Source organism: Blastomonas aquatica, assembly GCF_014639875.1.
Lineage (GTDB): Bacteria > Pseudomonadota > Alphaproteobacteria > Sphingomonadales > Sphingomonadaceae > Blastomonas > Blastomonas aquatica.
Genome location: NZ_BMGD01000007.1, coordinates 88,687 through 114,685, shown reverse-complemented (window position 1 = coordinate 114,685; position 25,999 = coordinate 88,687). Strand labels below are relative to the sequence as shown.

Sequence of the window (25,999 nt, the reverse complement as noted above, 5' to 3'; positions counted from 1 at the left end):
CAAGCAGGCACTTTTCCGAAGCAGGTCAAGCTCGCCGAGCGATGCTGCGGGTGGCGGGAATCGGCTATCGAGGACTGGCTGCGGAACCCGATGTTCTATGAGGTTGCCGACTGAGCGGGCCGACCCGATCGAGGTCAAGAACGTGCTGGAGGTTTGTCCGAACCATCAGAACTGACAAGGGCTCATCCTACCTTGCGCGCGAAAGCATTGCAGAACACGATCAGTTCGGTAAGCCGCCAGTCAGCATTGCGCCCTATAAACGGTCATTCAACGAAGCCAGCGGCGAGCCCGAAAGCGGTCATTCGGTCGGGCAGGAATGATCAACGTGGTAAACTGCCAACGTTAGGACAAAAACAGTCGGGCAGCTTGCCGTCCGAAAGCGCTCCAAGCTGGCCTTTTGATCGTCATTAAAAAATGAGGGATACCTCAAGGCCGCCAGCATTGGCATAACGAGAGCTTATAGCAATTAAACAAAGAAGCTTTGCCACGGCGGCGTCGCCGCTCACCGGAGACGACCATTCCATGCCGACCGACGCCGAAGTGCTTGCCGACGAAGCCCGCCTTGTAAACCTCCAATACGTTGCGCACCGTGCCGATGAGGTGATCGGCAAGACCAAGTCGCTCTTCTCCGACGCAAAATATGCGGGCACCGCAAGGACCCTCAAGTATGCTTGGACGAACGCTCCCGGCTTCGACGCATGGGCCGAGACGACCGGCGGCGACGCTCCGGTCGACAGGATTGTGATAAGCTACGATGCGGCGGTCGAGATATACCGCGACGCAGTCGTCCTGCCGCAGTTTTGCGTCCAGCATTTCAATACGGATCAATATGCCATGATGTACGAGCCGCTCGCCTATGGCGACGGGACACGGTGCGTGCTTCCGGTTGAGCTGGCGCCTGAAGAGGCGACCACGCGAATCATGAACAGCGTACTGGCTTGGCTGTACCTCCACGAACAGTCGCACCTGTTCCAAAATCACGGCGTGGTCGCGGCGACGCTGAAGGCCAGTTGGGCGAACGCCGACAATAAGATCGACGAGATGCGGGACAGCAAGGGCGCTCTTCTCACCGGTGCGAGTGCGGCACTCAGCCATGTCTGCGAACTCGCCGCGGACCACGAGGCCACCAACAATATCGTCGGCCTAATCATGGCAGCTAATGGCGGCGTCATCCCGGCGCATTCACTGTGGACACTGGCCGCCGGGCTGACCTGCATGTTCGAGCGCTTCTACGGAACGGATGACCGAGTCTATTCCGCCGACGTGAACGGTAGCCACCCCGATCCCTCATTTCGCCTGCGCATCCTGCTGCGAAACCTTGGCCTCCTGATGTTACACCCCAACGTCAGCAAAACCGCTCCATGGATGGCTAAGCGCGAGGACTTCGAGGCCGTCGTCAATCACGCGGTGCTGACCGCGACGATGTACTGCCATATCCGGTATCGCGAAAAGGAAGGCATCTCCCCCTTCTTCCCTGGCGTCCAGGGCTATTCCGAGGTCCCGCACGCCTACCGGCAAGCCCTGTTTGACATGTGGCTGACAGCGCGGCCGCTCATTTTGAAGCACTATTGCGGCTGGGGCGAGGAGTGCGTTATAAAAATCCCTACGAACGCCTATCTGAGCTGACTCATCTCGTGTTTGTGGTAGAGCGAATTGCGACCGCATTGCTCGCCAACGATTATCGCAACGAGACCGCAGTTATCTCGGCCGAAAAAAGCATCTAGCCGCGCCGAAACTTCCGCAACGCGTCATGCCTAGGGCAGCTTAAACGTGTTACAGGTCTTAATGCGGGCTGCTCTGATCGAACTCCTAGCGACCGTGACACCGCTTGTATTTCTGGCCTGAACCGCAAGGGCAGCGTTCATTCCGGCCGACTTTCTTGCGCGGTTCTATGGTAGGCCTCACACCGCTCCGCTGGTCGAAAAGTGCCTGGAGCGAGGCGGGTATATCCACGCGGCGTTGTGGTGGGCCACCATAGCGTCGGACGTTTTCGATGATCTGCTTCTGATCTTGGAAGGCCTCACGATGCCCGGGAGCCATCGCCTGCTCATAGGGGGCAAGGCGCCGCACCTCATTCGCTGCCGCTTGATGATCGCCACAATAGGCGAGAACCACAGCGTAGAGCGCCCTGAGCTCGAGCACATCGGACGTAAGGCCGATCGCCTGGACTACCGGGAAGATATTCCGCTCGATGGCATACCGAGCGGACTCAAAATCATTCACCCATACAAGTTCGTCAACCAAATCCATCCCGACGCGAGTGAAGGATGAGTAAGCTTGGGCAAGTTCGTAGAATTTCATGGCGTGGATACGGGCCATGGTGGAGCGCTGGCTCTTCTTGCCTGCCGCTTGGGCGAGGAGATCGAGTGTGTCCGCCAGATGTTTCAGCTGGTCGGTATTATCGCGGTCTTTGGGCAGAAAGGGCCGGAGCTGAGGAGGATTACGGCCTATGACATCCTCAGGCGTCAAGCCAAGGACATCATAATATTCTTCGACCAATTGGGCCGCTTCGGCTATGGCCGTCGTGTTGTCCCCCAACTTGAAAAAGGCGACCGCGCGGTTGTACCGGAAGACGCGCATGTGCTCGGCCTTGGCTGGGATGCGCTCTTGCACGAGTCCCAGCATCTCGTCGACCCCTTCGGCGTCACCGACCATCGACTTGAGCAGCATTCGCTTCATGCCCCAAGCAAGCCATTCGTCCTCACCAAGATCATGTTCGTCGAGAAGAGCCTTCATCGCATCGATACGGGTCTCGCCTGTCTCGGTTTGCCCGGTTCGTAGGTCATTGAACACCAGGCCATCGAGCGCCCAGAGCCGGATTCCAGCCTCAGCTGCCTCGTCAGCTGCAATCGCCAGAAGATAAGGTTCGATTTCAGGCCAGACGCCCATTTCGTGAAAAAGCTCGTCTGTCGCGAACTGAACAAGTATCATCGCGTCGCCCAGCTGACCGAACAGACGAATTAGAAGGTTGAGCTTCCCAATGCTCCAGTCCTCACGGATCGAACGCATTATGATGCCGCGAAGTACCTCTCGAGCCTTTTTCTCAAGGTCAGCTCCGCGCGTGGTGAGCTCGGCCCTGCCAAGCATCCGCATAGCATCGTGTATTTTGAGACCCGTCATGCCGATCAGCTCGAGTGCGCCGGTCGAGGGCAGAGATCGCAATCGCGCGGCCGCTCCTTTCAGTTCGAGACCGCAAGCACCCTGCAACAACTTGGTTGCCTCATCCTTGGATAGCGCAACATCGGCAACACTGAGCACGGCAACGCTTTCCCGAACGTCGGTAGAAAAGCCTTCGAAGGCCCTCCGCAAAATGATCTCCTGCGCCGTCTCAACGATGTGGGTCTGAGCTTCTACATCCTCGCAGAAGCTTTCTATCGATCCGCCATAGTCACGTGCAGCGACGGCAGCTGCGTTGACCACATAGAAGGGCAGGCCACCGGTCAAACGCGAAAAGCGTTGGCAGTCCGCAAAGTTCGCGATGCAGCCCGCATTATGCGTTGCCGCTGCGATTGTATCTTCATCCCATCCGCTGAGCGCCTCCGCCTGGATGCTAAACCGCGCCTCGAGCGCCGCAACTTCCGAGCTCGGCTGGCAAAGGAGGAGCAGGCGCATGTTCGGCGCGCGACTGACGATCGCCTCGATGTCTGTTGCCGGGATTCGGTGAGCATTGTCGATGACAACATTGGCATGCAGACCCTCTTTTCCGAGCGTGACGCTCAGGGTTCCCAGCATGTCGAGGCCACTTGCGCCCGGCAGCAGAATTTCGCCGAGCTTGCCGGTCGAGCGTCCATACATGCTGCCTGCGACTTCACGCGCTATGGCAGAGGCAAGCGCGGGGCCGGGCATCTCTACGACGTCAATGTAGGTGACAGGCAGGGGGGTATGCTGCGCCGCCTCCGCGACCCATGCAGTCTTACCGGCACCCGAAAGTCCCACGATGATCCGGACAGGCTGTTCTGCCAGCAATGCTGGTTCGTTGATCTGCGCGCGATAGACCGTAGGGGGCGCAGGCATCTCCTGCATCTGGACGATCAACTGCTCGAAGAGCTCAGGGAGCTCAGCCGATGAAAAGCTATGACTCTTCCGCGGTGGAGATCCTGCTGATGCCAACATCACCTGACTGGATAGCTTCCATGTCAGTGTTTCTGGCCGGAGCAGCGCGTAGGGAAGTTGACTTGCGAGCTCAGAGCATTTCGAGACCGCATCAGCGAGATCGCGAGGCGGGTGAGGCAGGCACTCTTCCTTTAGTTCAGGTCCGTCCGACCAGTGCAGTTTGACGTCCTTCGGCCAATCCGCGGATGCTAGCTGCTTTTCCAACGGGCCATTCAGCGCAGCATTCGACACGATCACAAAGCTCGGAACGCCAGGACGGTCGCCATTGGCGTGTTTCGCCCGAATGTCGTTAAATCGCTCCAGCGCGCCGGAAATGTCACCCGCAGCGAGTTTTCCAATACGCGTCTTTATCTGCACATATATCCGCCGATCGTGCAGCACGACCTCAACATCCTCGTCGCCTTCAACAACGATTTGTTGAACGCGGGCGGCTCCAGCCAAGAGCAGGCACATCGCACCATATAGGTGCTGGTAAAGGAGGCCCCGATGAACGGCCTCGATCCGAATGAGCTGCTTTTCATCAATGACCGCAGGGCCATCAACTGAAGAATATTCGCCGCTGGAATTCGCGGAGTCTGGGTTTTCGGCCAAGCGAACCTCGCGATCGAACAGATGGTATTTGGTGAATAGCCGAGAATTTGGCTCCTGTCACAACCGTATTGCAATGTTGTCTCTCGATATTTTTGTTATCGAACGGCGATTTTGTCTCAGCCCCGGACCGGGCCCTCGATTGACGCGCCAGACCCTCTGGTAGCGGCTGGTTTCGCAGCGGTTTCTTTCCGAGCTACGACCGGAATGGAGCGCAAAGCCAAGCAGCCGGTAGCGCGACCCGAATGCTGCGTTTCATCTGAAAACCGGCGCCCACATTAACAACGCTGAAGGCCATTAGCGTTGCCGAGTGGCAAATCGCACGGTCGATTTCCAACACTCGCTACCCAAAACCCGCCATTCAGCTAACGGCCCAATTCCAGACATCAGCCACGAGCTGCCTGTGGAAACTTCGGACGCAAAACCGTTGCCCCGCCCTTGAGCTGTTCAAGATAGTCGGACCAATGCTGCATCATGCGCACTCTCTCTTCCCAATATTGCCCGCGTGTATAGGCTCTCCGAACGGCATTGGCTTCGACGTGGGCAAGTTGCCGCTCAATGGCGTCACTATTCCAGGTTCCCATCTCATTGAGTAGTGTGGCTGCCATGGCGCGGAAGCCGTGCGCGGTCATTTCGTTCTTGGTGTAACCCATTCTGCGCAGCGCGCCGTTGATGGTGTTGTCCGACATCGGTCGATTGACTGACCGCAATGATGGAAAAAGATAGACGCTGTAGGCCGCGTCGTGCTCAATCTGGCGCAAGATGTCCAAAGCTTGGCGCGACAAGGGCACGGCGTGGGGTCTGCGCATCTTCATCTTGTGCGCAGGGATCGTCCATACCTTTCGGCCAAAATCGAACTCCGCCCATTCGGCATGACGAAGCTCGCCGGGGCGGACAAAAACGTGGGCGAGGAGCTGCATGGCAATACGGGTGAGAACGTCGCCCTCGTAGTCATCAATTGATCGCAGCAAAGCCCCTGCTTCGTTCGGCGTGGTGATCGCAGCGCGGTGCAAAACCTTGGGCGTCACCAGCGCCCCACGAAGATCAGCGCACACGTCGCGCTCGGCCCGCGCAGTCGCGATGGCAAATCGGAAAACTTGACTGCAGGTCGTCCTGACGCTGGTTGCCGTGTAGTACCGTTTGGTTCGCTCGATCTTCTTGAGGGCAACCAGAACCTCATGGGCAGTGATCTTCGAGATGGGTCGCCGCCCGATGGTGGGCGTCACCAGACCAAGTTGCCACTCATACTTCTTGATCGATGCAGCGGCTCTGTCTTCGAGCCTGACCTTCTCTAGCCATTCGGCTGCCACCAACTCAAAGGAGTTAGACGCCGCAACGCTGTCGGCTATCTTGTCCAGCTTGGCCTGATCGACCGGATCGATGCCGTCAGCGATAAGTCGTCGGGCCTCAATGAGGCGCTGCCTGGCATCCGCCAAACTGACTTCCGGATATCGGCCAAACGACACCGTGCGCTGCCTACCGAAGTGACGGTAGTTCATCCGCCAGTATTTCGTGCCGCTGGGCTTCACCAGGAGGTACATCCCGTCCCGATCCGACAGCTTGTAATCGATGGTTTTGGGCTTCGCGCGAGCGACTGATGCCGCTGTAAGCCCCGGTTTTCTAGCACTTCCCGCCATTGTGATGGACCTTTCGCCAGCAAGTTTGGCTGCAGGTCCATCAAAAACCCCATCAAATGGACGATGTGCAGGGGAACATTACTGGAACTGCTGGGAAAGCATATCACAAAAAAGCGCTGAAAAACAGCTGCTTACGCGACGTTTTCGGACCTCCTGCGAGAGGCCTTGGAGCGGGTAGAGGGAATCGAACCCTCATAGCCAGCTTGGAAGGCTGGAGCTTTACCACTAAGCTATACCCGCACGCATGCGCCGCGTGAGCGATGCGAACGCGCTCATGCCACTTGGTGCCGGGAGCGTCAACATCTGGTTGCAGGCAAAACGCTCCGCCGACCGCTTTGCGTGCGTACCTATTGCGCGTCGAGCCAGTGTTTGAGCAGATCGTGCGCGATCGCGAACGGTGGCGGGGCGATGAAGGGAGCGGTCTCGTCACCCGCCATCGCCGCGCGGACTTCCGCAGCGCTGAACCACGCAGCCTCCTCGATCTCGGTGGTGTCGAGCGTCAATTCGTCGCTCAATGCCTCGCTGGTGCACGCGATCATCAGCGATGACGGGAACGGCCAGGGCTGGCTCGCGACATAGCGCACGTTGCGCACGCGGATGCCCGCCTCTTCCCAGAGCTCGCGCGCGACCGCTTCCTCGACCCCCTCGCCGGGCTCGACAAAGCCTGCCAGCGCCGAAAAGCGGCGCAGCGGAAAGCGCGGCTGACGCCCCAGCAGCACCTTTCCCTTGAATTCCGACAGCATGATCGTCACTGGATCGACCCGCGGATAATGCTCGGCCGCGCAGCTCGAACATGTCCGCGCCCAGCCGCCCTTGGACATTGCACTGGCCGCGCCGCACAGCGAGCAGAAGCGGTGCCTTGCGTGCCAGTCCACCAGCGTCCGCGCGCCGCCATAGAGCGCGAGTTCGTCAGCGGGCAGGCTGGCGAGCATCTGCCAGACGCGCGGATTGTACTGCAGGCTTGAGCCGGGCTCGCTGCACTTCAACTCGGCAAAATGGGCCTTGTCGTCGAGCAGCCCCAGAAAGATCAGCTCGCTGTCGGGCGCGGCATCGGCAAGGCTGCGCCAGACCAAACGTCCCTCGATGCTGACTTCGGGCTCGAGCCCGTTGAGCGTCAGCAGCCTGGCCTTCCAGTTCATGTAGCTGGCAAGCCGGTCGGAATCGACCCGGACCTGATCGGCACGATCGATCAGACCCCCGGTCAGCGCCGGAGAAATCAGCGACAACGTCATAATCTGGGCCCCTTCCCGTTTTCCGGTTAGCCCATCGCCTGCAGCTGATCGTAAATCATCTTGGGGAATTCGCGCTGGAAGGGATAGCTCTCCGCCGGCATGTACTGGGTATATCCCGATGCGCGGATGCCGCGGATATGGTCGACGAACGCCACGGTTCCGGCAGCGCCGCCCCAGCCATAAGTGCCTGCCGGGCCCTTGGCATTGCCAAGCCCGACCCGGCCACCCGCGCCAAAGCCCTGATCTTCCACCCAGGTTCCCTTGGTGACGGCGGTGTCGGGCAGCAGGTTGGACATGCCCATCAGCGCGGTACGCTCTGACATGACGCGGGTGCCATTCAACTGGCCCTTGCCGACCAGCATGGCGAGGAAGCGGTCGTAATCGCGCGCGCTGGTGACAAGCCCTGCGCCGCCGAACGGAAACGCGGGCTGGGTGGTGAAGATGCTGTCCTGCGCAGGGTCGATCGGGATCAAGGCACCGGCGAAAGGCGCGTAATTGGTACTGAGCCGCGATACTTCGCTCTGCGGTACGGTCCAAAAGCTACTGGTCATGCCGAGCGGGCCGAACAGGTTCTGCTGCACGAACGATCCCAATTCCATGCCGCTGGCGACCTGGATGACATAGCCCAGAAGATCGAGGCCGATCGAATAGCTCCAGATACTGCCCGGCTCGGCGATCAGCGGCAGCGAAGCGACCCGGCGCGCGAACTCGTCGATCGACGGGGTCGGCGCAGGCATCGGGAAGCCGGGGATAGGGGTCTTGCTGACTGCGGCGGGGTTGATGCCGAGCTTGTTATATTCCTCAAGCAGCGGCCCCTTGGTGACGATGTTGTAGCCCAGGCCCGCAGTGTGGGTCATCAGCTGGCGCGGGGTGATCATCGTCTTGGCGGCAACCGAATCCAGGCTGTTGGCAGGATCGGTCAGCACCTTCATCTGCGCGAACTCGGGGATGAACTCGGCAATCGGCTGGTCAAGCCCGAGCTTGCCCTGTTCGATCAGGATCATCGCGGCCATGCCCATGATCGGCTTGGTCATCGAATAGACCCGCCACAGCGAATCGGCACCAACCGGCGTGGGAATGTCGAGCGCCAGATTGCCCGCGCCGATCAGAGCCGCGTCCTGCGCGCCAAAGCCCAGCGACACGAGCATTCCGGCGACCTTTTTCGACGACACATAGTCTTCAACCTGGCTGCGGATCAGCGCAAAATCGCCGGTGGCCATCGCCTGCGCATAGCCCGGCATCGCCGCGAACAGGCCGAGCAGCCCGGCCGAGCCAAGCACATGACGGCGGCTGAGATTGGGCATCTGGTTGAGGACCTTGGACATGCATATACTCCTGTGAACTCTGGTCCCTTTGGAGGGAGCGACTTTATCGATGCTGAATGGCGATGCGCGCGGCCTTGGCGAACAGCGTGGGCAATCCTGCCTCCTCGATCCGTTCAACCGGCCACCAGCAGGCACCACTCAGGTTTTCAATGGCAACCTTATCGATTTGGGGGCCACGATAAAGTGCCAATGACAGTGTAAGCGAAAAATGTGTGAAGACATGGGCCACCGCTGCACCAACCTGCGTCCACTGGCCCGCAACGGGCTCGATCGCATTGCCGTTTCGGCGTGCCGACCAACCGTCATCGGGGAGCGCACGCATCCCGCCCAGCATGCCCTTGCCTTCGCGCTGGACCAGTAGAACCTGGCCATCCAGCTCGATCCAGTATGCGGTTCCGGTGCGCTGCGGCCTAGCCTTTTTGGGCGGCTTGACCGGCAATGATTCGGCGATGCCGCAAACGCGCGCCTCGCAAAATTCGGCGACCGGGCACAGCAGGCAGGAAGGGTTGCGCGGGGTGCAGACGGTCGCGCCGAGGTCCATCATCGCCTGCGCATAATCTCCGGGACGGTCCGGCGGCAGCATGTGTGCGACCTTTTGACGGATCTGTGGGCGTGCCCCAGGCAGCGGAGTTTCAATCGCGAACAGCCGCGCGGTCACCCGTTCGACATTGGCATCGACCACCGCCGCAGGACGGTTGAAGGCGATCGCTGCGACCGAGGCTGCGGTGTAGTCGCCGATGCCCGGCAGAAGGCGCAAGCCCGCCTCGGTATCGGGGAAACGCCCTGCATGATCGAGGGCGACTGCACGAGCGCACGCGATCAGGTTACGCGCCCGCGCATAATAGCCCAGCCCCGCCCAAGCTGCGAGCACGTCTTCCGCCGGCGCCGCCGCCAGCGCCTCGACCGTCGGCCAGCGCGAGGTGAACGCGTTGAAAAAGCCGGTGACGGCAGCGACCGTGGTCTGCTGCAGCATCACCTCGGACAGCCAGACGCGGTAGGGATCGGGCAGGACGCCTGCCTTGCGCTGCTGCGGCGGGACCCGCCAGGCAAGCGTCCGGGCGTGCGTATCGTAATGATCGAGCAACGCAGCCGCGATCGGCGAAGGCGCGCGCTCATCCACAATTTTCTCGCGACACTCGACGGGCATGGCCAGGCTATGCCATGGTCGGCGGAGATATGGAACGCGATAAGCCCCAAGCCACCAAGGCAGCCGTCAAGCCGCGCAAGAAGACCGCGCAGGCACCGGCGCGCCCCGCGAAGATGCGGGGCGGCGAGGCGCGCGGCATCGCCGACCTGATCCCGGCGATCGGTGAGACCAGCTTTCGCCGCTTCGGCTTCGTGCAAAGCTCGCTGGTCAGCCGCTGGGCCGAGATTGCAGGGCCCCGCTATGCCGCTATGGCCAGTCCCGAATCGATCGCATTCCCGCGCGGCAAGAAGGGCGAAGGCACGCTGCATCTGGTGGTCACCAGCGCGACCGCGATCTTCATGCAGCATGCCGAGCCCGAGATCATCACCCGGGTGAACCGCTTCTTCGGCTATGAAGCGGTGGCACGGGTGAAGTACCGCCACGGCGCGCTCGCCCGCCCGCTGCGGCCCGAACCCCGCGCCGTCACCGCGCCGTCGCTCAAGCCGATCGCGATCACGCCTGCCGATGGCCTCAAACCGATCGGCGATCCCGAGCTGCAGACCGTACTCGAATCGCTCGCTCGCAGCATGGCCGAGAAGGAAGCACGCGAAGCCGCCGCCATGGCCCCTGCCCGTGCAGCCCCGGTTCAGCTGAAAAGCGACAATCTCAAACCCGTGCGCTTGTTTGCGCTGCCACCCCTACCATCCGACGAGGCCCATTGATGACTGCGCCCCTGCGCCCCCTGATCGCTTTTGCCGCGCTTGCCATGACGGCAGGCTTCGCCACGCTGTTGCCTGCCGCCGGGACCGCCCAGAGCGACACGCCTGCCTGGACAGAAAAGGTTACCCAGTCGCAGGTGGGTGGCCATGTCCTGGGCAACACCGCCGCGCCGCAGAAAATCATCGAGTATATGAGCTATACTTGCCCGCATTGCGCGGCTTTCGAGCAGGATTCGAACCCCGCGCTCGCCACTGGGTTCCTTGCCAGCGGCAAGACCAGCCTCGAGGTGCGCAATTTCATCCGGGACCCGGTCGATCTGACGGTTGCGTTGCTGGCGCGCTGCGGCGAACCGCGCAGCTTCTTTCGACGGCACAAGGGTCTGCTCGCCAGCCAGAAGACCTGGCTGGGCAAGGCGGGCAGCCTGGGCCGAGAAGGCCAAGCTGCGTGGTACGAGGGTGACACCAACACCCGGCTCAAGCGCATCGCCAGCGACCTTGGCCTTTATGACGAGCTGCGCCGCCATTCGCCGCTCGCCACCGATGCGCAAATCAACGTCTGCCTCGCCAACAAGGCCGAACAGAACAAGGTTCTGGCAATGACCAAGTTCGCCACTGACACCGTTAAGGTCCAGGGCACGCCGAGCTTCACTTTGGGCGGCAAATTGCTCGCCGACGTGTACGACTGGAAAAGTCTGGAACCGCTGCTGGCCAGCCGCTAGAGCGCGATCCACCACGGTTATCTGATCTCAGCGGAATTTGAACGACGCGGATTTTGAACAAAAAGGACCAAGCCTTTATGAAGCGTATTGCCAGCCTGATCGCCCTGCCCCTGCTGCTGTCGCTTGCAGCGTGCGGTGGCGGCGCAGATACCACCGCCGAGGGCGCCGCCTCGGGCGAACCGATCGCCGCGATCCCGGCACCTGCCGGCCAGAACTGGGCGGAAACCGTCACCAAGACACCGGACGGCTATTTCGTGCTGGGCAACCCCGAAGCGCCAATCAAGCTGGTCGAATATGCCTCGCTCACCTGCGGCCATTGCGCGGACTTTGCCGAAACCGCGTTTGCCACGATCCGCGACAAATATGTCGCCAGCGGCCGCGTGAGCTTCGAGCTGCGCAATTTCGTGCGCGAACCGCTCGATCTCACCGCGTCGATGCTGACCCGTTGCGGACCCCAGGAAAGCTATTTCGCGCTGACCGAGCAAGTGCTCGCCAACCAGGCGGATATCTTCACCAACGCCCAGGCGATGGGCCAGCAGCGCTTTGATCAGGTGCTCGCGCTGCCCGACAACCAGCGTTATGTCGCGCTGGCCGAGGGCACCGGCCTGACCGATTTCTTCGCCCAGCGCGGTATTTCGCGAGATCAGTCCAACCAGTGCCTGACCGATATCGATGCCGCGCGCGCGCTGGCCGATGCCACCGGCAAGGCGACGCGTGAGGACAATATCCAGGGTACGCCGACCTTTTTCCTGAATGGTCGCCAGGTCGAATTCACCGGCTGGCCGGCGCTGGAAACCGAAATCCAGGCGATGGGAGCGCGCTGACCGCTCAATGGACCAAAAGGGGGGGATCGCTGACGCGCACAGCCAGATGGCAACATCCGGAGAGCAGGTCAGCGACCTCCCCACTACCGCGCCTGCGCTGATCAGCGCCCCAATGCGGTTCAAGCGGCTCAAGCTCAGCGGCTTCAAGAGCTTCGTCGAACCTGCCGAACTGCGGATCGAACCCGGGCTGACCGGCATCGTCGGGCCCAATGGCTGCGGCAAATCCAATCTGCTCGAGGCGATCCGCTGGGTGATGGGCGAAAGCTCGGCCAAGTCGATGCGCGGCGGCGGCATGGAAGACGTGATCTTTGCCGGGACCGCCACCCGGCCCTCGCGCAATTTCGCCGAAGTCTCGCTGCTCACCGAGGTCAGCCAGCCGGTGCTGGCAGCGGTTTCCGTCGAGGACGGCGAGCTTGAAGTCGTCCGCCGGATCGAGCGCGGCGCGGGCAGCGCCTATCGCGCCAATGGCCGCGATGTCCGCGCCAAGGATATCGCCTTGCTGTTTGCCGATGCCGCCACCGGCGCGCACAGCCCTGCGCTGGTCAGCCAGGGCCGGATCGCAGCAGTCATCTCCGCCCGGCCATCCGAACGCCGCCAAATGCTCGAGGAAGCCGCCGGGATCGCGGGCCTGCACGTCCGCCGCAAGGACGCCGAGCAGAAACTGCGCGCGACCGAGGCCAATCTGGAGCGGCTGCTGCAGGTGCTGGGCGACATGGAGGCGCGCGCCGCGACGCTGACCAAGCAGGCACGTGCCGCCGAGCGTTATCGCGCGCTGAGCCGCGAGATCGCGCTGGCCGAGGCGCGGGCGCTGTTCGCGCGCTGGAGGACGGCTGCGGACCAGGCGAAGCTGGCGCGTGCGGACGCCGCTGCGGCTGAAGCGCGTGTGACGGCTGCACAGGACGCGCAGACCAGCGCGCAGGACCAGCAGCGCGCAGCGATCGAGGCTGTGGCCCTGGCGCGTGCAGCCTTGCAATCGGCGCGTGAAAGCAACCAGTCGCTCGCGCACCAGCTGACAACGCTGAACGCCGAGCGCACCGCGGCCGCACAACGTCTCGCCGATCTCGATCGCCAGCAGGCGCGCATAGCCGAAGACAGCGCGCGCGAGGACCGGCTGACGCATGATGCCACCGCCGCGCTCGAGCGGCTGGAGGCGGAGAACGCGCGGGTGCACGCAGACTTCACTGCCGAAGATGCGCGCGGACCGGCGCTGATCAACGCGCAGGACAGCGCCGACCGCGCGGCGCGCGAGGCGGAGGTTGCGCTGGCCGAAGCACGCGCCGACCTCGCGCGTACCGATGCCGATATCAAGGTCGCCGACGCCGCGCTCGCTACCGCGCAGACCCGCGAACGCCGCGCCGTCGATGAGCTGGAGCGCACTCGCGGTCAGCTTGCAGGGCTTGGCGACGCTGCGGCGCTCGAACGCCTGCGCGATGAAGCGCTGGCGCAGTGCGCGCGCACGACAGCTGCACGCGAGGCTGCAGCGGCCATATTAGCCGAAGCGCAATCGGGCCGCGATGCGCTGGTCCGGGCACGCGATAGTGCGCAATCCGATCTCGCGACCCTTCGCGCCGAACTCAACGCGATGGCACGCGAGATCGAGGCATTGGCGCGCGATCTTGCCAAACGATCGGGCAGCGTCACCCGCGCGCTCGATCATGTGCAGGCCGACAGGGGCTTCGAAAAGGCGCTCGCCGCTGCATTGGGCGATGATCTGAGCGCCGTGATCGGCGCAGCACAGGGCGATGGCCGCTTCTGGACCGGAGGCGACACGCCGACGGATCGTCCAGCTTTGCCCCAAGGCTGCGTCTGGCTGAACGATCACGTCCGTGCGCCCGATGCGCTGGCGGCGCGGCTGGCGCTGATCATGGTCGCCGATTGCGATGACGATCATTTGCTGGTTCCCGGCATGCGATTGGTCACCCGCGATGGGCGGATGCGACGCTGGGATGGCTTCGTGTCTTCAGGCGACGGCGCAAGCGCGGCCGAGCGTCTCGAACGCCGCACCCGGCTGATCGAGCTCGAAGCGGCAAGGCCAGCGCTTCAGGCGCGGCTCGATGCGGCCGAGACAACGCTGGTCGAAAGCCAGCAGCGGCTCGCAGACGTGCAGGCGCGGATTGCGTCCGGGACATCCGCGCTCAACGCCGCAGAGGTTGCCGAACGCCAGGCGCTGCGCGATCGCGACCAGGCCGAACACGCGTTGACCCGCGATGCCGAACGCCGGGACGATATCAACGAACGGATCGAGCGCCTGTCGCAGGATATGGCAACCGCCCATGCGGAGCGCAGCGCAGCGCAGCAGGCTCGCGTCTCTCTGCCCGATGGCGCGGCCCAGCGCGAACAGGTGACGCTGCTCGCCGAGCGCACCCAGATGGCGCAACACGCGCTGCGGTCCGCCCATGCCGCGCTTGCTGCGCAGGCGCAGGCGCTGGCGGCGCTGCGCGAACGCCGCGCGACGGTGCGCGCCGAGATCAAGGGTTGGCAGGGACGCTCGGGCGAAGCGGCACAGCGGCTACGCGACATGCAGCTGCGCGCGAGCGAACTCACGGTCGAACGCGATGCGATCGCCCACAAGCCCGAGGCGCTAGGCAGGCAGATCGCCGCGATAGGGCAATCGGCGCACGAGGCGCAGGCGGCACAGGCGGCGGCGCAAGCCGATGCAGCCCGAACCGAGACGGCGCTGGCCGAAGCCGAACGCACCGCCGCTGCCACATCCGAAGCGCTCGCTCTTGCCCGCGAGACGCGCGCCGGCGCAACCGCGCGCGCCGAGCATCAGGACCAGCGACGTATCGAATTAGCGCAAGGCTGCGGCGAACGCTTCGAGTGCCCGCCCCCGGTTCTGCCCGAACGCTTTGGGTTCGATCCCGAATCCATCACCACCGCCGAGGCAGAGGCGGCCGAGCACGAGCGACTGACCCAGGCGCGCGAACGGCTGGGCGCGGTCAACCTGATCGCCGCCGATGAGCTGGCGACGCTCGAGACCGACATGGCGACGATCCGCTCCGAGCATGACGAGCTGGTCGAGGCGATCGGGCGGCTGCGCGGCTCGATTGGCGCGCTCAACCGGGAAGGAAGACAACGTCTGCTCGCAGCTTTCGCGGCGGTCGACGGGCATTTCCGCGAGCTGTTCGCGCGGCTGTTCAACGGCGGTAAGGCGCATCTGGAGCTGATCGACAGCGACGACCCACTCGAGGCGGGGCTCGAGATCATGGCGCAGCCCCCCGGCAAGCGCCTGTCCTCGCTCACGCTGCTATCGGGCGGCGAGCAGGCATTGACTGCGGTCGCTCTGATCTTCGGGCTGTTCCTCACCAACCCCGCGCCGATCTGCGTGCTCGACGAGGTCGATGCGCCGCTCGACGATGCCAACATCGACCGCTTCTGCGACCTGCTCGACCACATGGCGGTGGTCACCGACACCCGCTACCTCATCGTCACCCACAACGCGGTAACGATGAGCCGCATGCACCGGCTGTTCGGGGTGACGATGATCGAACAGGGGGTGAGCCGATTGGTCTCTGTCGATCTGGGCGGCGCGGTGGATCTGCTCGCGGCGGAGTGAGTTGGCGCGCAGATTTTGGCGTGCACCCGTAAGCGCGAAACTTCATGGTGTGCCCATCCTGTGGGCAACGAATCGGCGTTTGGGGTGTTAGATCATGAGCCGCGACCCTTTCCTGCCTGGAAAAAAGAGCAGAGCTCTAAGCCAATCGTGTTAGGCGCAATTATGAACCCAACTTCGCACGAAGCGCCCGAAACCCTCCCCCCCATCGACCTCCCCGCATCGAACGATCCTGATGTTGATCGCCGCAAGCGCAGGCTCCGCATCGCGCGCAACATCGCCATCGGCGTGCTGGGCACCCTGTTTGCGGTGTGGTTGATCCTGTTTGTCACCAAGGGCCGGTTCCTCAAAGCGCCGGTCGAAGCGATCGCATCCTCGCTGACCGAACGCGAAGTTGCGGTAAAGGGCGATTTCCAGCTTTACTTTGCGCCATTCAAGATCAAGTTCCTCGCCGAAGGCTTGACGGTATCGAACCCCGAATGGGCGACGCGGCCCTATTTGTTCACCGCAGGCAAGGTCGACACCCGGATCGCGCCACTGCCGCTGCTGCTCGGCAACTGGCGGCTTTACTGGCTCAGTCTGACCGATAGCGCAGTCGATCTGGAGTGGAATGCCCAGCGCACCGCCAACACCTGGACCTTCGACAGCAGCGGCGATGCCAAGCCGCTTGAGCTTCCCACCATCGACCAGGCCTCGTTGCGCGATACGACATTGCGGTACCGCGATCCCGTCCTGCAATTGCTCACCGACCTGGATTTTGCTTCCGTCGTGTCGAACGACGCGAAGATCGGCGAAGCGGTCCGCTTCACGGGCGATGGCACACTGCGAGAGACCCCGTTCACGCTAACAGGTGCCCTGCTCTCTCCCAATGCTACCGTTCAACGCGGGCAGAACAAGCTCGAGATGCAGGCACGCGCTGCAAACAACATCATCGACATATCAGGCACTTTGCCCAGCTTGGCCGACATTGAAGGTGTTCCGCTGGACACCAAGGCGCGCGGGCGCAACGCCGCCGAGTTGATGGCCATCATCGGCGTCGTCATTCCGCAAACACGCAAGTACCAGCTCAAGGCGCAGCTCGTGAAACAGGGGCGGTTCTATCGCTTCACGGACATGACCGGCACATTTGGCGCAAGCGACATCGCGGGCAAGTTCACGGTCGATATGGGCAGGGAGCGGGTGCACATCGATGCCGACCTTGCGACCAAGACGCTCGACATCATCGATGTCTCGCCCTTTATCGGTTACAATCCCGATGTCGTCGCTACACGAGGTGTCAAGGCTGCAGCGGCAGCAAGCGGCGCAGCTCCGGCACGGTTGCTACCCAATGCCAGTCTGCGCGCCGAAGGATTGCGCGTGTTTGATGCCGATGTCCGCTATCGCGCTGGTCGCCTGCGTTCGGAAGCGATCCCGATCAGCGATATATCGGTGACCGTCGATCTGGACGATGGAATGCTCAATCTGGCGCCGCTCAATCTGACCATGGCGCGCGGCAAGGTGACATCCGAGATTGCCATCGACTGGCGCCGCCGTCCGGCGGTCACAAAATATGACATCCGGCTGGGATCAACCCCGATGGCGCAGCTGCTCAGTGGCTTTGGCGTGGCCGAAGCAGGCACCAATGGCACGGTCAAGGGGCGGATCCAGCTCACCGGCACCGGCGATGCGCTGCACGATTCGCTGGGAACATCATCAGGCCGCATCGCCTTCGTGATTCCCAAGGGCACATTCTCGACGCGCAACGTCCAGCTGTCCGAACTCGATTTCGGGACGTTTGTGCAGAGGATGTTCGAGGACAAGCTGAAGGACCCGGTCCAGATCAATTGCGGACTGGTCGCTTTCACCGTGCGCAAGGGCGCGGCCGCCGCTGACCCGATCCTGTTCGACACGACCAAGAACGTGATGGTGGGTCGCGGCGGTTTCAGCTTCGATACCGAGCAGATGGACATGGCCTTCCGCGCGGACAGCAAGAAATTCAGCCTGTTGTCCGCCCAGTCACCCGTGCAGATCGGCGGCTATTTCTCGGAAGCCAAGTTGAACGTGATCAGTCCCGAACTGTTGGGCCGGGCGGGCATCGGCCTGGGGCTGGCGGCACTCGCCGCGCCTCCGGCGGCGCTGCTGGCGTTCGTCGATATAGGCGACGCCCAATCCGCAGCCTGCGGGCCGGTGTTACAAGGCGCACGGGCGGCAGATCAGCGCACCACAAAGGGCAAGCCGCGCGAGGATGTCGGCAAGGGCAAAAGCGCCAAGGCCGATGACGCAGAGCCCAAGCGCAAGAAATTCCTGGGTATCTTCTGACGCGCTGACATTCCGGAGCCTGGCGCACCGGGCACGGACACAAAAACGGCGGCGCAAGGGAAACCCTGCGCCGCCGATGTTTGTCAGTTATTGTAGGCTCAGTTCAGGCCGAGGTTCATCACCTTGGTCCATGCCGCAACAAAGTCCTGCGCGAACTTGGTATCACCGTCGCTCGCAGCATAAACCTCCGCCACGGCCCGCAGTTCGGAGTTCGATCCGAAAATAAGATCGACCGGAGTTGCGGTCCACTTGAACGTGTTCGACTTGACGTCGCGCCCTTCATACAGCCCTGCATTGCTCGCCGACTTCGCCCACTTGTTGTTCATATCAAGCAGGTTGACGAAGAACGCGTTGTTAAGCTGGCCCGGCGTCGCGGTGAACACGCCATGCTTGGCGCCGCCGGTGTTGGCATCCAGCGCACGCAGGCCGCCCACCAGTACGGTCATCTCCGGCACAGTGAGGCTGAGCATGTTGGCCCGGTCCACCAGCATGTCCACGGGCGCCATCGGACTTGCCGCATCGTAATAGTTGCGGAAGCCATCGGCAGTGGGTTCAAGCTGCGCGAACGAGCTCACATCGGTCTGCGCCTGGCTGGCATCGCCGCGTCCCGGGGTGAACGGCACGGTGATGCGGTTTCCGGCCGATGCTGCGGCCTGCTCGATCGCAGCCGAGCCTGCCAGCACGATCAGATCGGCGAGCGAGATCTGCTTGCCGCCCTTCTGTGCCTTGTTGAACGATGCCTGCACGGTTTCCAGCCTGCTCACCACCTTGGTGATTTCCGCCGGATTGTTCACCGCCCAGTCCTTTTGCGGAGCCAGACGCACGCGGCCGCCATTGGTGCCACCGCGCATGTCGGTATCGCGATAGCTGGCAGCAGCCGCCCATGCCGTGCGGATCAGTTCGGGCCCGGTCAGGCCGCTGGCGAGCACCTGCGACTTGAGCGATGCGACATCGTTCGCATCGACCAGCTTGTGTGTCACAGCAGGCACCGGATCCTGCCAGATCAGATCGACCTTGGGCGCATCGGCCCCCAGATAGCGGGTCCGCGGACCCATGTCGCGGTGGGTCAGCTTGAACCACGCGCGGGCAAAGGCATCGGCAAACGCATCGGGATCCTTGTGGAAGCGTTCGGAAACCTTGCCGTATTCCGGGTCCATCTTCATTGAAAGATCGGTGGTGAACATGATCGGCGCGTGACGCTTGGTCTTGTCATGCGCATCGGGGACCATGTTGGCGGCGTTCTTGTCGCTGGGAATCCACTGAATTGCGCCGGCCGGGCTGCGGGTCTGCACCCAGTCGAAGGAATACAGATTGTCGAAATACTGGCTGGTCCAGGCGATCGGGTTGACCGACCATGCGCCTTCAAGCCCGCTGGTGACAGTATCCACGCCCTTGCCGGTGCCGCACTTGTTGACCCAGCCGATGCCCTGCTGCTCGGTCGGCGAGCCTGCGGGGTCGACGCCGATGCACTCTTCGGGCTTGTGCGCGCCATGCGCCTTGCCGAAGGTGTGACCGCCGGCGATCAGCGCCACGGTTTCCTCGTCGTTCATCGCCATGCGGCCGAACGTCTCGCGAATATCAGCAGCGGCGGCCAGCGGGTCTGGCTTGCCGTTGGGGCCTTCGGGGTTGACGTAGATCAGGCCCATCTGGACCGCGGCCAGCGGCTTTTCGAGCTGGCGCTCGCCATGATAGCGATCGGCAGCGAGGAACTTCTTCTCGCGGCCCCAATAGACCTTGTCGGCTTCCCAGTCATCGGTGCGGCCGCCTGCAAAACCAAAGGTCTTGAAGCCCATCGATTCAAGCGCAACGTTGCCGGTCAGCACCATCAGATCGGCCCACGAGATCTTGCGGCCATACTTTTGCTTGATTGGCCACAGCAGACGGCGCGCGCGATCGAGGTTGGCGTTGTCGGGCCAGCTGTTGAGCGGCTCGAACCGCTGCTGGCCACCGCCTGCACCACCGCGGCCATCGGCGACGCGATAGGTACCCGCGCTATGCCACGCCATGCGGATGAAGAATGGACCATAATGGCCATAGTCTGCCGGCCACCAATCCTGCGAGGTGGTCATCAGTTCCTCGATGTCCTTCTTGACCGCAGCCACGTCGAGGGTCTGGAACTCCTTGGCATAGTCAAAGTCGTCCCCCATCGGGTTCGATTCAGCGGCATGCTGGCGCAGCGGGGACAGATCAAGCCGCTCGGGCCACCAATCCTGGTTGGTCAACGCGGCCGACCGCGCGGGGGCGTCGGTGACGGTGGGCGCGCTTTCGGCATTGGCCAGCGCAGCTGGCGCGGACATACTGAAGGCGAGCAAGGCAAAGACGGAAACAGATGTGCGATTCATGGGTTATGGCTCCTGAGAAACCGGCGAATTCGCCGTTCACTGGAGGTTAAGCCCATAAAGCCTGATTTAGAAAACCGATTTTCCTGATATATGTGAGTGGCAAACTAGATCAGAAGGCTGTTGAAGCGGGTAGCGCGCCCTGTGGAGCCGTCAGGCTGCTCGCTGAACGATCCGGTCGAGTTCTGCTCCCTCGCTACGAAGGACTTCCTCCATATCCCAGTGGTTTTGAAGCCTCAGGAAAAATCCGTCCGACATTCCGAAATACCGGGCAAGCCGCAGATCGATACGCGCATCCACATCCTTCCGGCGCTCCATGATCGCGATGATCTCGTGGGCGTCAATACCGGAACCAGCCGCAACATCTTCAACCGGAATTTCGGTCCCGATCAGAAAATCTTCACGCAGGATGTCGCCGACATGGACATTGTCCAGCCGCTTGTCATCCTCTGTGATAGTCCTCGATCCGGACATCGTGCGCGCCTCCGTCGGACCAGTTGAACGTCAATCGCCACTGGTCGTTGATCCGCACACTATATCGCAACGGTTGATAACCTTTCAACTGCTCAAACCAGTTGCCGCGTGGCACCCTCAGGTCTTGAAGTTGCTCGATAGAGTCGAGTTGCAGCAGCTTGCGTAGTGCCGTTGGCTGAATATCGGGCGGCAGTTTTCGGCTAGGCTTGCGTTGCCAGACCATCTCCGTTTCCGCATAGGCAAATGAACGTATCATGTTGGCTTCCTAGTAAAGCCAATCTTATGCGGAAATTTGCTTTGCCAAGCCATTGGGCTTTTTTGGCGCCGAAGCCTGACCTTCAACCGATTATAATCCCGCCTCTCAAGCTGCGCGAACTGCGTAAATGGCCGGGCGATACTTGGGTTCGGGAATCGGAAAACCTCGATCCTGAGCAACGGCTAACCACCCCTCGATCGCATCCTGAATATTCCGGACCGCTTCTTCGCGGGTATCGCCATGGGCGGAACACGGCTTGAGGTCCGGCACGTCGGCGATCCAGCAATCGTCCTCGGACGACCAGAACAGATTGATATGATACCGGGGCTCGCTCATTCCTCGATATGTAAGCCATAAGCCTCCACGATATCAAGCAACTCGCGGACCTGATATTTCTTGGCATCCTTGCCGACCGGCTGAACGGGGAGCGACCGCGGCACCTTGGGATGCACATACTGGCGGTGACTGCCAACGGTTCGGTCGTGGACGAAGCCAAACGCTTCGAGCAATCGGACGAAATCGCGAAACGAGATTGCCCCTGCGCGCGAGGCCAGAAGTTGCTGGTACAGTTTGGCTGGCTTGACCATGAAGACCTCGTTGGAATGAACCCAACAGGTCTAATAAACGCTTAAAGGTCTTTCGTGCAAAAAACTTATCCCCAAAAGAAGACAACATCGCACTTGATTCAAAACTTCCGTTGCGTCTTTCCATACCGCATCTTGCGCGTGCCCGGTTTGCCTTCGGTCGCCCTGCCCTTGGGCGACGCCACCCGCTGTTCATGCGGCAACCCGAGTTCCTCGGCTTCGAGCTTGCGGATTTCGTCACGCAACCTTCCGGCTTCCTCGAACTCGAGGTCGGCGGCAGCCGCGCGCATCTTCTTTTCGAGGTCTTCGATATAGCCGCGCAGATTGTGGCCGACCATGTGCGGACGCTCGGCATAGCCGGTGTCGACCAGCACGCTGTCCTTGCTGGCGACATGCGCAATGATGTCGCCGATGTTGCGCTTGATCGTTGTGGGCGTGATGCCGTGCTCGGTGTTGTAGGCGACCTGCTTTTCACGCCTGCGGTCGGTCTCGTTGAGCGCGCGCTCCATGCTGCCCGTGATCCGGTCGGCATACAGGATCACGCGGCCCTCGACGTTGCGCGCGGCGCGCCCGATGGTCTGGATCAGCGAAGTTTCCGAGCGCAGGAAGCCTTCCTTGTCCGCGTCGAGGATCGCGACCAGCCCGCATTCGGGAATGTCGAGCCCTTCGCGCAGCAGATTGATCCCTATCAGGACGTCATAGACGCCCAGCCGCAAATCGCGGATCAGTTCGATGCGCTCCAAGGTTTCGACGTCCGAGTGCATGTATCGCACCCGGATCCCAGCCTCGTGCATATATTCGGTCAGATCCTCGGCCATCCGCTTGGTCAGCGTGGTGACCAGCGTGCGGTAGCCTTGCGCCGCGACCTTCTTGCACTCGTTGATCAGGTCATCGACCTGCTCCTCGACCGGCTTGATCTCGACCGGCGGGTCGATCAGCCCGGTGGGGCGGATGACCTGTTCGGTGAACACGCCGCCGGTCTGCTCCATCTCCCAGTTGCCCGGCGTTGCCGAGACGCTGACAGTCTGCGGGCGCATCGCGTCCCATTCGTTGAAGCGCAACGGGCGGTTGTCGATGCAGCTCGGCAGACGAAAACCGTATTCGGCCAATGTGAGTTTACGGCGGTGATCGCCGCGTGCCATCGCACCGATCTGTGGCACGGTCTGGTGGCTTTCGTCGAGAAACAGCAGCGAATTTTCGGGCAGATATTCGAACAGGGTCGGCGGCGGCTCGCCCGGCAGGCGACCCGTCAGAAAGCGCGAATAGTTCTCGATCCCCGCGCAGCTGCCGGTCGCGGCGATCATCTCGAGGTCGAAATTGGTGCGCTGCTCGAGCCTTTGCGCTTCGAGCAACCGCCCTTCGATCTCGAGCTCCTTCAATCGTTCGGTCAGCTCGAAGCGGATGGCAGCAGCCGCCTGCTGCATCGTCGGCCCGGGGGTAACATAGTGCGAGTTGGCATAGACCCGCACCCGTTCTAGCTTATCGCCCGGCCTGCCGGTGAGCGGATCGAATTCGACGACGGATTCGACCTCGTCGCCGAAGAACGAGATGCGCCAGGCGACGTCCTCATAGTGCGACGGGAAAAGCTCGAGCGTATCGCCGCGGACGCGGAAGTTCCCGCGGGTAAAGCTCGCATCATTGCGCTTGTACTGCAGCGCGACGAGCTTGCGGATCAGTTCGCGCTGGTCGACGCTTTCGCCCTGCTTGATGTCGAAGATCATCGCCGAATAGGTCTCGACCGAGCCGATGCCGTAGATGCACGATACCGACGCCACGATGATCACGTCGTCGCGCTCGAGCAGCGAGCGGGTGGCCGAGTGGCGCATCCGGTCGATCGCCTCGTTTACTGAGCTTTCCTTCTCGATATAGGTGTCAGAGCGCGGCACATAGGCCTCGGGCTGGTAGTAATCGTAGTAGCTTACGAAATACTCGACAGCGTTCTCGGGGAAGAAGCTCTTGAACTCGCCATAAAGCTGCGCGGCGAGGATCTTGTTGGGCGCAAGCACCAGCGCCGGGCGCTGCGTCGCCTCGATGATCTTGGCCATGGTAAAAGTTTTACCGGAACCGGTGACGCCGAGCAGCACCTGATCCTGATCGTGGGCGCGGATGCCTTCGACCAGCTCCTTGATCGCGGTCGGCTGGTCGCCCGAGGGGGTGTATTCGCTGACCAGCTTGAACGCGCGCCCGCCCTCGGCCTTTTCGGGCCGCTGCGGCTTGTGCGGCACGAAGGTGCCATCGGTTTGCGGCTCTTCCAGCCCACGTCGGATTACCAGTTCTGCCATGCCGCAAGATATGCGCAGCGTGGGGAGCAATTGCAATCGCTCGGGCGCCTCTTTAAGGATCGTTGGCAGGACATGCGGTCGCGCATTGATGAACCGGTTGCTGGAGATGAGATGATGAAGGTGTTGCGGACTGTATCGATCCTGGCGCTCCCCCTGATGGTGCTGGCCGCCTGCAGCGGCGGCGGCGCTGACAAGGATGGCGACGGCAAGATCAGCAAGGACGAAGTCGCCGCCGAAGCCGCGTCGATCAAGTTCAGCCCAGGCGAATGGGAAAACAAGGTCGAGATCGTCGACGTCAAGTTCGACGACAGCAAGCTGCCCCCCGAGGCCAAGGGCATGACCGGCGCGATCGTCAAGCAGATGGTCGGCCAGGTGCAGACCACCAAGAACTGCCTGACCAAGGAAGAGGCCGAAAAGCCGGGCGCGGATTTCCTCGCTGGTGCCGAAAACGACGAATGCAGCTACAAGAAGTTCGACCTGTCCGGCGGCAAGATCGATGCCGACATCGCCTGCAAGGGCAAGGAAGCAGGCCAGCAGGGCGACATCAAGCTGACCGGCAGCTACACCGCTACCAGCTATGACATGCAGATGAATATGGTCATGGCCTCGCCTCAGAGCGGATCGATGACGATCTCCGCGAAGAACAGCGCTAAGCGGATCGGGGAATGCAAGGGCTGATTGCGGTCGATAATGCAGTTTTGCGTGCGTAATTGCGTGTCCTCGTTTTCCGGCGGAAGCCGGAGTCCAGGGCGAGGTCATGCTGCAAACGCCCTGGGTTCCGGCTTTCGCCGGAAAACGGGGTGGGCATGCGTAGCGCTGCTTGCTGGCATTTCGACGGCCGTACCCGCCACAGCCCAGACCGATGACAACGTCCGCATCGAGCTGACCTTCACCTCTGACCAGCTGGGCCGGTCGAAGGTCTCCGGCCTTGCCCACCGCCCCTCGCTGCGCGATGCGACGCTGGACGATCTGGTGCGGGTCGCTTCGATCTCCAAGCTGGCGGTGGGCGTCGCGGTGATGCGGCTGGTCGATAAGCAGGCGCTCGATCTCGATCGCGACGTCTCGCTGTATCTCGGCTGGCGGCTGGTCCACCCCCGCTTCCCGACGCAGAAGATCACGCTGCGCATGCTGCTGTCGCACCAGTCGGGGCTGAGGGACGATGCGGGGTATTTCATCCCGCTCGACGCGAGGCTGGCGGATCTGACTGCGGATCCCGAAGCCTGGGACTCGGCGCACGCCCCCGGCGCGTTCTTCCGCTATGCCAATGTCAATTACCCGGTGGTCGCCGCCGTGATGGAGGCCGCGACCGGACGCCGGTTCGACCGGATCATGACCGAGGAGGTGTTCGACCCGCTGGCGATCCCCGCCTGCTACAACTGGTCGGGCTGCAAGACCGGTGCGGCAAAGGACGCGATCACGCTCTACCGCCCCGATGGCAGCGTCGCGCGCGACGACTGGGTCACCGAGCCCGACCAATGCGCCTATCTCACGACCAGCGATGGCCGGTGCGATCTGGATGCCTATCTGCCCGGCCAGAACGGATCGGCCTTTTCACCACAGGGCGGCCTGCGGATTTCGGCAGGCGGTCTGGCGCGGCTGGGGCAGATGCTGCTCAATGGCGGCGACGGGCTACTGACACCCGAATCCTTTGCCGAGCTGATCCGGCCGCAATGGCGCTTCGACGGCAGCAACGGCGATGATGACAAGGGATACTTCACCGCGTTTGGCCTCGGCGTCCAGCGGATTGAAGAAGCCGACGGCCGGGTGTGGATCGGCCACCCCGGCGAGGCCTATGGCCTGCGCGCCGGACTGTGGGTCGACCGGGCTAGCGGCGGAGGCGTGGTCCGGATCAGTACCGGGATCGCCGAGGGTTACCCGGTTGGTCATTGTCTTGACGCATGCCCATGATAGGTTGCAATCCGCAACCCGA

Annotated in this window: 20 protein-coding genes and 1 tRNA gene; 9 read left to right on the top strand and 12 right to left on the bottom strand. The window is 62.3% G+C overall.

All coding sequences use genetic code 11. From position 1 onward, the window contains the following. Window positions 1-114, top strand: a 114-nt coding sequence (locus tag IEW00_RS16810) for a helix-turn-helix transcriptional regulator (protein ID WP_188515580.1), incomplete at its 5' end; no start/stop codon positions are given. A 408-nt stretch (window positions 115-522) separates the two neighbouring features. Beyond that, complete coding sequence (locus IEW00_RS16805; RefSeq protein ID WP_188515579.1) at window positions 523-1,626, top strand: hypothetical protein; 1,104 nt, start codon at window positions 523-525, stop codon at window positions 1,624-1,626. A gap of 183 nt (window positions 1,627-1,809) precedes the next feature. Here the strand turns inward: IEW00_RS16805 and IEW00_RS16800 are convergent, their stop codons facing one another. From IEW00_RS16800 to IEW00_RS16775, 6 genes are all read right to left on the bottom strand, one after another. Continuing rightward, entirely contained in the window at window positions 1,810-4,704 is a 2,895-nt protein-coding gene (locus IEW00_RS16800; RefSeq protein WP_188515578.1) for an SEC-C metal-binding domain-containing protein, read from the bottom strand. A gap of 383 nt (window positions 4,705-5,087) precedes the next feature. Next, a complete protein-coding gene (locus IEW00_RS16795) occupies window positions 5,088-6,338 on the bottom strand; it encodes a tyrosine-type recombinase/integrase (protein WP_188515577.1) in 1,251 nt (416 codons plus the stop codon). A gap of 166 nt (window positions 6,339-6,504) precedes the next feature. Further along, window positions 6,505-6,578: transfer RNA gene (locus IEW00_RS16790), tRNA-Gly, on the bottom strand. A 107-nt stretch (window positions 6,579-6,685) separates the two neighbouring features. Further along, entirely contained in the window at window positions 6,686-7,570 is an 885-nt protein-coding gene (gene nudC / locus IEW00_RS16785; RefSeq protein ID WP_188515576.1) for an NAD(+) diphosphatase, read from the bottom strand. Window positions 7,571-7,596: 26 nt separating this feature from the next. Beyond that, window positions 7,597-8,895: a serine hydrolase domain-containing protein gene (locus IEW00_RS16780; protein WP_188515575.1), complete on the bottom strand. Its 1,299-nt coding sequence runs from the start codon at window positions 8,893-8,895 to the stop codon at window positions 7,597-7,599. Between the two features lie 43 nt (window positions 8,896-8,938). After that, complete coding sequence (locus IEW00_RS16775; RefSeq protein WP_188515574.1) at window positions 8,939-10,042, bottom strand: A/G-specific adenine glycosylase; 1,104 nt, start codon at window positions 10,040-10,042, stop codon at window positions 8,939-8,941. 14 nt (window positions 10,043-10,056) lie between these two features. Here IEW00_RS16775 and IEW00_RS16770 point away from each other — a divergent pair, with 14 nt between their 5' ends. The 5 genes from IEW00_RS16770 to IEW00_RS16750 all read left to right on the top strand — a co-directional run bounded on the left by IEW00_RS16770 (window position 10,057) and on the right by IEW00_RS16750 (window position 18,134). Further along, window positions 10,057-10,743, top strand: coding sequence for a DUF721 domain-containing protein (locus IEW00_RS16770; RefSeq protein WP_188515573.1), 687 nt, complete (start codon window positions 10,057-10,059; stop codon window positions 10,741-10,743). Next, window positions 10,743-11,459, top strand: a complete 717-nt coding sequence (locus tag IEW00_RS16765) for a thioredoxin domain-containing protein (protein WP_188515572.1) — start codon at window positions 10,743-10,745, stop codon at window positions 11,457-11,459. The genes IEW00_RS16770 and IEW00_RS16765 overlap by 1 nt, the downstream gene beginning before the upstream one ends. A 77-nt stretch (window positions 11,460-11,536) precedes the next feature. After that, complete coding sequence (locus IEW00_RS16760) at window positions 11,537-12,283, top strand: thioredoxin domain-containing protein (protein WP_188515571.1); 747 nt, start codon at window positions 11,537-11,539, stop codon at window positions 12,281-12,283. A gap of 112 nt (window positions 12,284-12,395) precedes the next feature. Then, a complete protein-coding gene (locus IEW00_RS16755) occupies window positions 12,396-15,839 on the top strand; it encodes a chromosome segregation SMC family protein (RefSeq protein ID WP_188515589.1) in 3,444 nt (1,147 codons plus the stop codon). A gap of 162 nt (window positions 15,840-16,001) precedes the next feature. Beyond that, on the top strand, window positions 16,002-18,134 hold the full coding sequence (locus tag IEW00_RS16750) for an AsmA family protein (protein WP_188515570.1): 2,133 nt from the start codon (window positions 16,002-16,004) through the stop codon (window positions 18,132-18,134). Window positions 18,135-18,232: 98 nt separating this feature from the next. On the opposite strand, the gene katG is transcribed toward IEW00_RS16750, so the two are convergent. The 6 genes from katG to uvrB form a co-directional block, all read right to left on the bottom strand. Beyond that, on the bottom strand, window positions 18,233-20,476 hold the full coding sequence (katG, locus tag IEW00_RS16745; RefSeq protein ID WP_188515569.1) for a catalase/peroxidase HPI: 2,244 nt from the start codon (window positions 20,474-20,476) through the stop codon (window positions 18,233-18,235). A gap of 150 nt (window positions 20,477-20,626) precedes the next feature. Next, window positions 20,627-20,947 (bottom strand): HigA family addiction module antitoxin, encoded by a 321-nt coding sequence (locus IEW00_RS16740; RefSeq protein WP_188515568.1) that lies wholly within the window; start codon window positions 20,945-20,947, stop codon window positions 20,627-20,629. Further along, complete coding sequence (locus tag IEW00_RS16735) at window positions 20,916-21,203, bottom strand: type II toxin-antitoxin system RelE/ParE family toxin (RefSeq protein WP_188515567.1); 288 nt, start codon at window positions 21,201-21,203, stop codon at window positions 20,916-20,918. Before IEW00_RS16735 ends, IEW00_RS16740 begins: the two co-directional genes overlap by 32 nt. Before the next feature lie 105 nt (window positions 21,204-21,308). Further along, on the bottom strand, window positions 21,309-21,539 hold the full coding sequence (locus tag IEW00_RS16730) for a type II toxin-antitoxin system HicB family antitoxin (protein ID WP_188515566.1): 231 nt from the start codon (window positions 21,537-21,539) through the stop codon (window positions 21,309-21,311). Further along, window positions 21,536-21,790 carry a type II toxin-antitoxin system HicA family toxin gene (locus IEW00_RS16725; protein ID WP_188515565.1) on the bottom strand — a complete coding sequence of 85 codons (255 nt, stop codon included), beginning with the start codon at window positions 21,788-21,790 and terminating at the stop codon, window positions 21,536-21,538. Before IEW00_RS16725 ends, IEW00_RS16730 begins: the two co-directional genes overlap by 4 nt. 98 nt (window positions 21,791-21,888) lie before the next feature. Continuing rightward, complete coding sequence (gene uvrB, locus IEW00_RS16720) at window positions 21,889-24,069, bottom strand: excinuclease ABC subunit UvrB (protein ID WP_188515564.1); 2,181 nt, start codon at window positions 24,067-24,069, stop codon at window positions 21,889-21,891. Between the two features lie 72 nt (window positions 24,070-24,141). Between uvrB and IEW00_RS16715 the strand changes: the two genes are divergently transcribed. Next, the gene (locus IEW00_RS16715; protein ID WP_188515563.1) at window positions 24,142-24,747 is read left to right on the top strand and encodes a DUF3617 domain-containing protein; all 606 of its coding nucleotides are present in this window, start codon (window positions 24,142-24,144) and stop codon (window positions 24,745-24,747) included. Window positions 24,748-24,783: 36 nt separating this feature from the next. Further along, a complete protein-coding gene (locus tag IEW00_RS16710; protein WP_188515562.1) occupies window positions 24,784-25,977 on the top strand; it encodes a serine hydrolase domain-containing protein in 1,194 nt (397 codons plus the stop codon). The last annotated feature ends 22 nt before the right edge of the window (window positions 25,978-25,999 follow it).

Bases quoted from the DNA above. Each gene is read 5' to 3' on its own strand.
- IEW00_RS16735 (WP_188515567.1), bottom strand. From the start codon at position 21,203: ATGATACGTTCATTTGCCTATGCGGAAACGGAGATGGTCTGGCAACGC.
- IEW00_RS16805 (WP_188515579.1), top strand. From the start codon at position 523: ATGCCGACCGACGCCGAAGTGCTTGCCGACGAAGCCCGCCTTGTAAAC.
- IEW00_RS16715 (WP_188515563.1), top strand. From the start codon at position 24,142: ATGCGGTCGCGCATTGATGAACCGGTTGCTGGAGATGAGATGATGAAG.
- IEW00_RS16750 (WP_188515570.1), top strand. From the start codon at position 16,002: ATGAACCCAACTTCGCACGAAGCGCCCGAAACCCTCCCCCCCATCGAC.
- IEW00_RS16725 (WP_188515565.1), bottom strand. From the start codon at position 21,790: ATGGTCAAGCCAGCCAAACTGTACCAGCAACTTCTGGCCTCGCGCGCA.
- IEW00_RS16770 (WP_188515573.1), top strand. From the start codon at position 10,057: ATGGTCGGCGGAGATATGGAACGCGATAAGCCCCAAGCCACCAAGGCA.
- katG (WP_188515569.1), bottom strand. From the start codon at position 20,476: ATGAATCGCACATCTGTTTCCGTCTTTGCCTTGCTCGCCTTCAGTATG.
- IEW00_RS16730 (WP_188515566.1), bottom strand. From the start codon at position 21,539: ATGAGCGAGCCCCGGTATCATATCAATCTGTTCTGGTCGTCCGAGGAC.
- IEW00_RS16795 (WP_188515577.1), bottom strand. From the start codon at position 6,338: ATGGCGGGAAGTGCTAGAAAACCGGGGCTTACAGCGGCATCAGTCGCT.
- nudC (WP_188515576.1), bottom strand. From the start codon at position 7,570: ATGACGTTGTCGCTGATTTCTCCGGCGCTGACCGGGGGTCTGATCGAT.
- IEW00_RS16755 (WP_188515589.1), top strand. From the start codon at position 12,396: ATGCGGTTCAAGCGGCTCAAGCTCAGCGGCTTCAAGAGCTTCGTCGAA.
- uvrB (WP_188515564.1), bottom strand. From the start codon at position 24,069: ATGGCAGAACTGGTAATCCGACGTGGGCTGGAAGAGCCGCAAACCGAT.
- IEW00_RS16740 (WP_188515568.1), bottom strand. From the start codon at position 20,947: ATGTCCGGATCGAGGACTATCACAGAGGATGACAAGCGGCTGGACAAT.
- IEW00_RS16765 (WP_188515572.1), top strand. From the start codon at position 10,743: ATGACTGCGCCCCTGCGCCCCCTGATCGCTTTTGCCGCGCTTGCCATG.
- IEW00_RS16780 (WP_188515575.1), bottom strand. From the start codon at position 8,895: ATGTCCAAGGTCCTCAACCAGATGCCCAATCTCAGCCGCCGTCATGTG.
- IEW00_RS16775 (WP_188515574.1), bottom strand. From the start codon at position 10,042: ATGCCCGTCGAGTGTCGCGAGAAAATTGTGGATGAGCGCGCGCCTTCG.
- IEW00_RS16760 (WP_188515571.1), top strand. From the start codon at position 11,537: ATGAAGCGTATTGCCAGCCTGATCGCCCTGCCCCTGCTGCTGTCGCTT.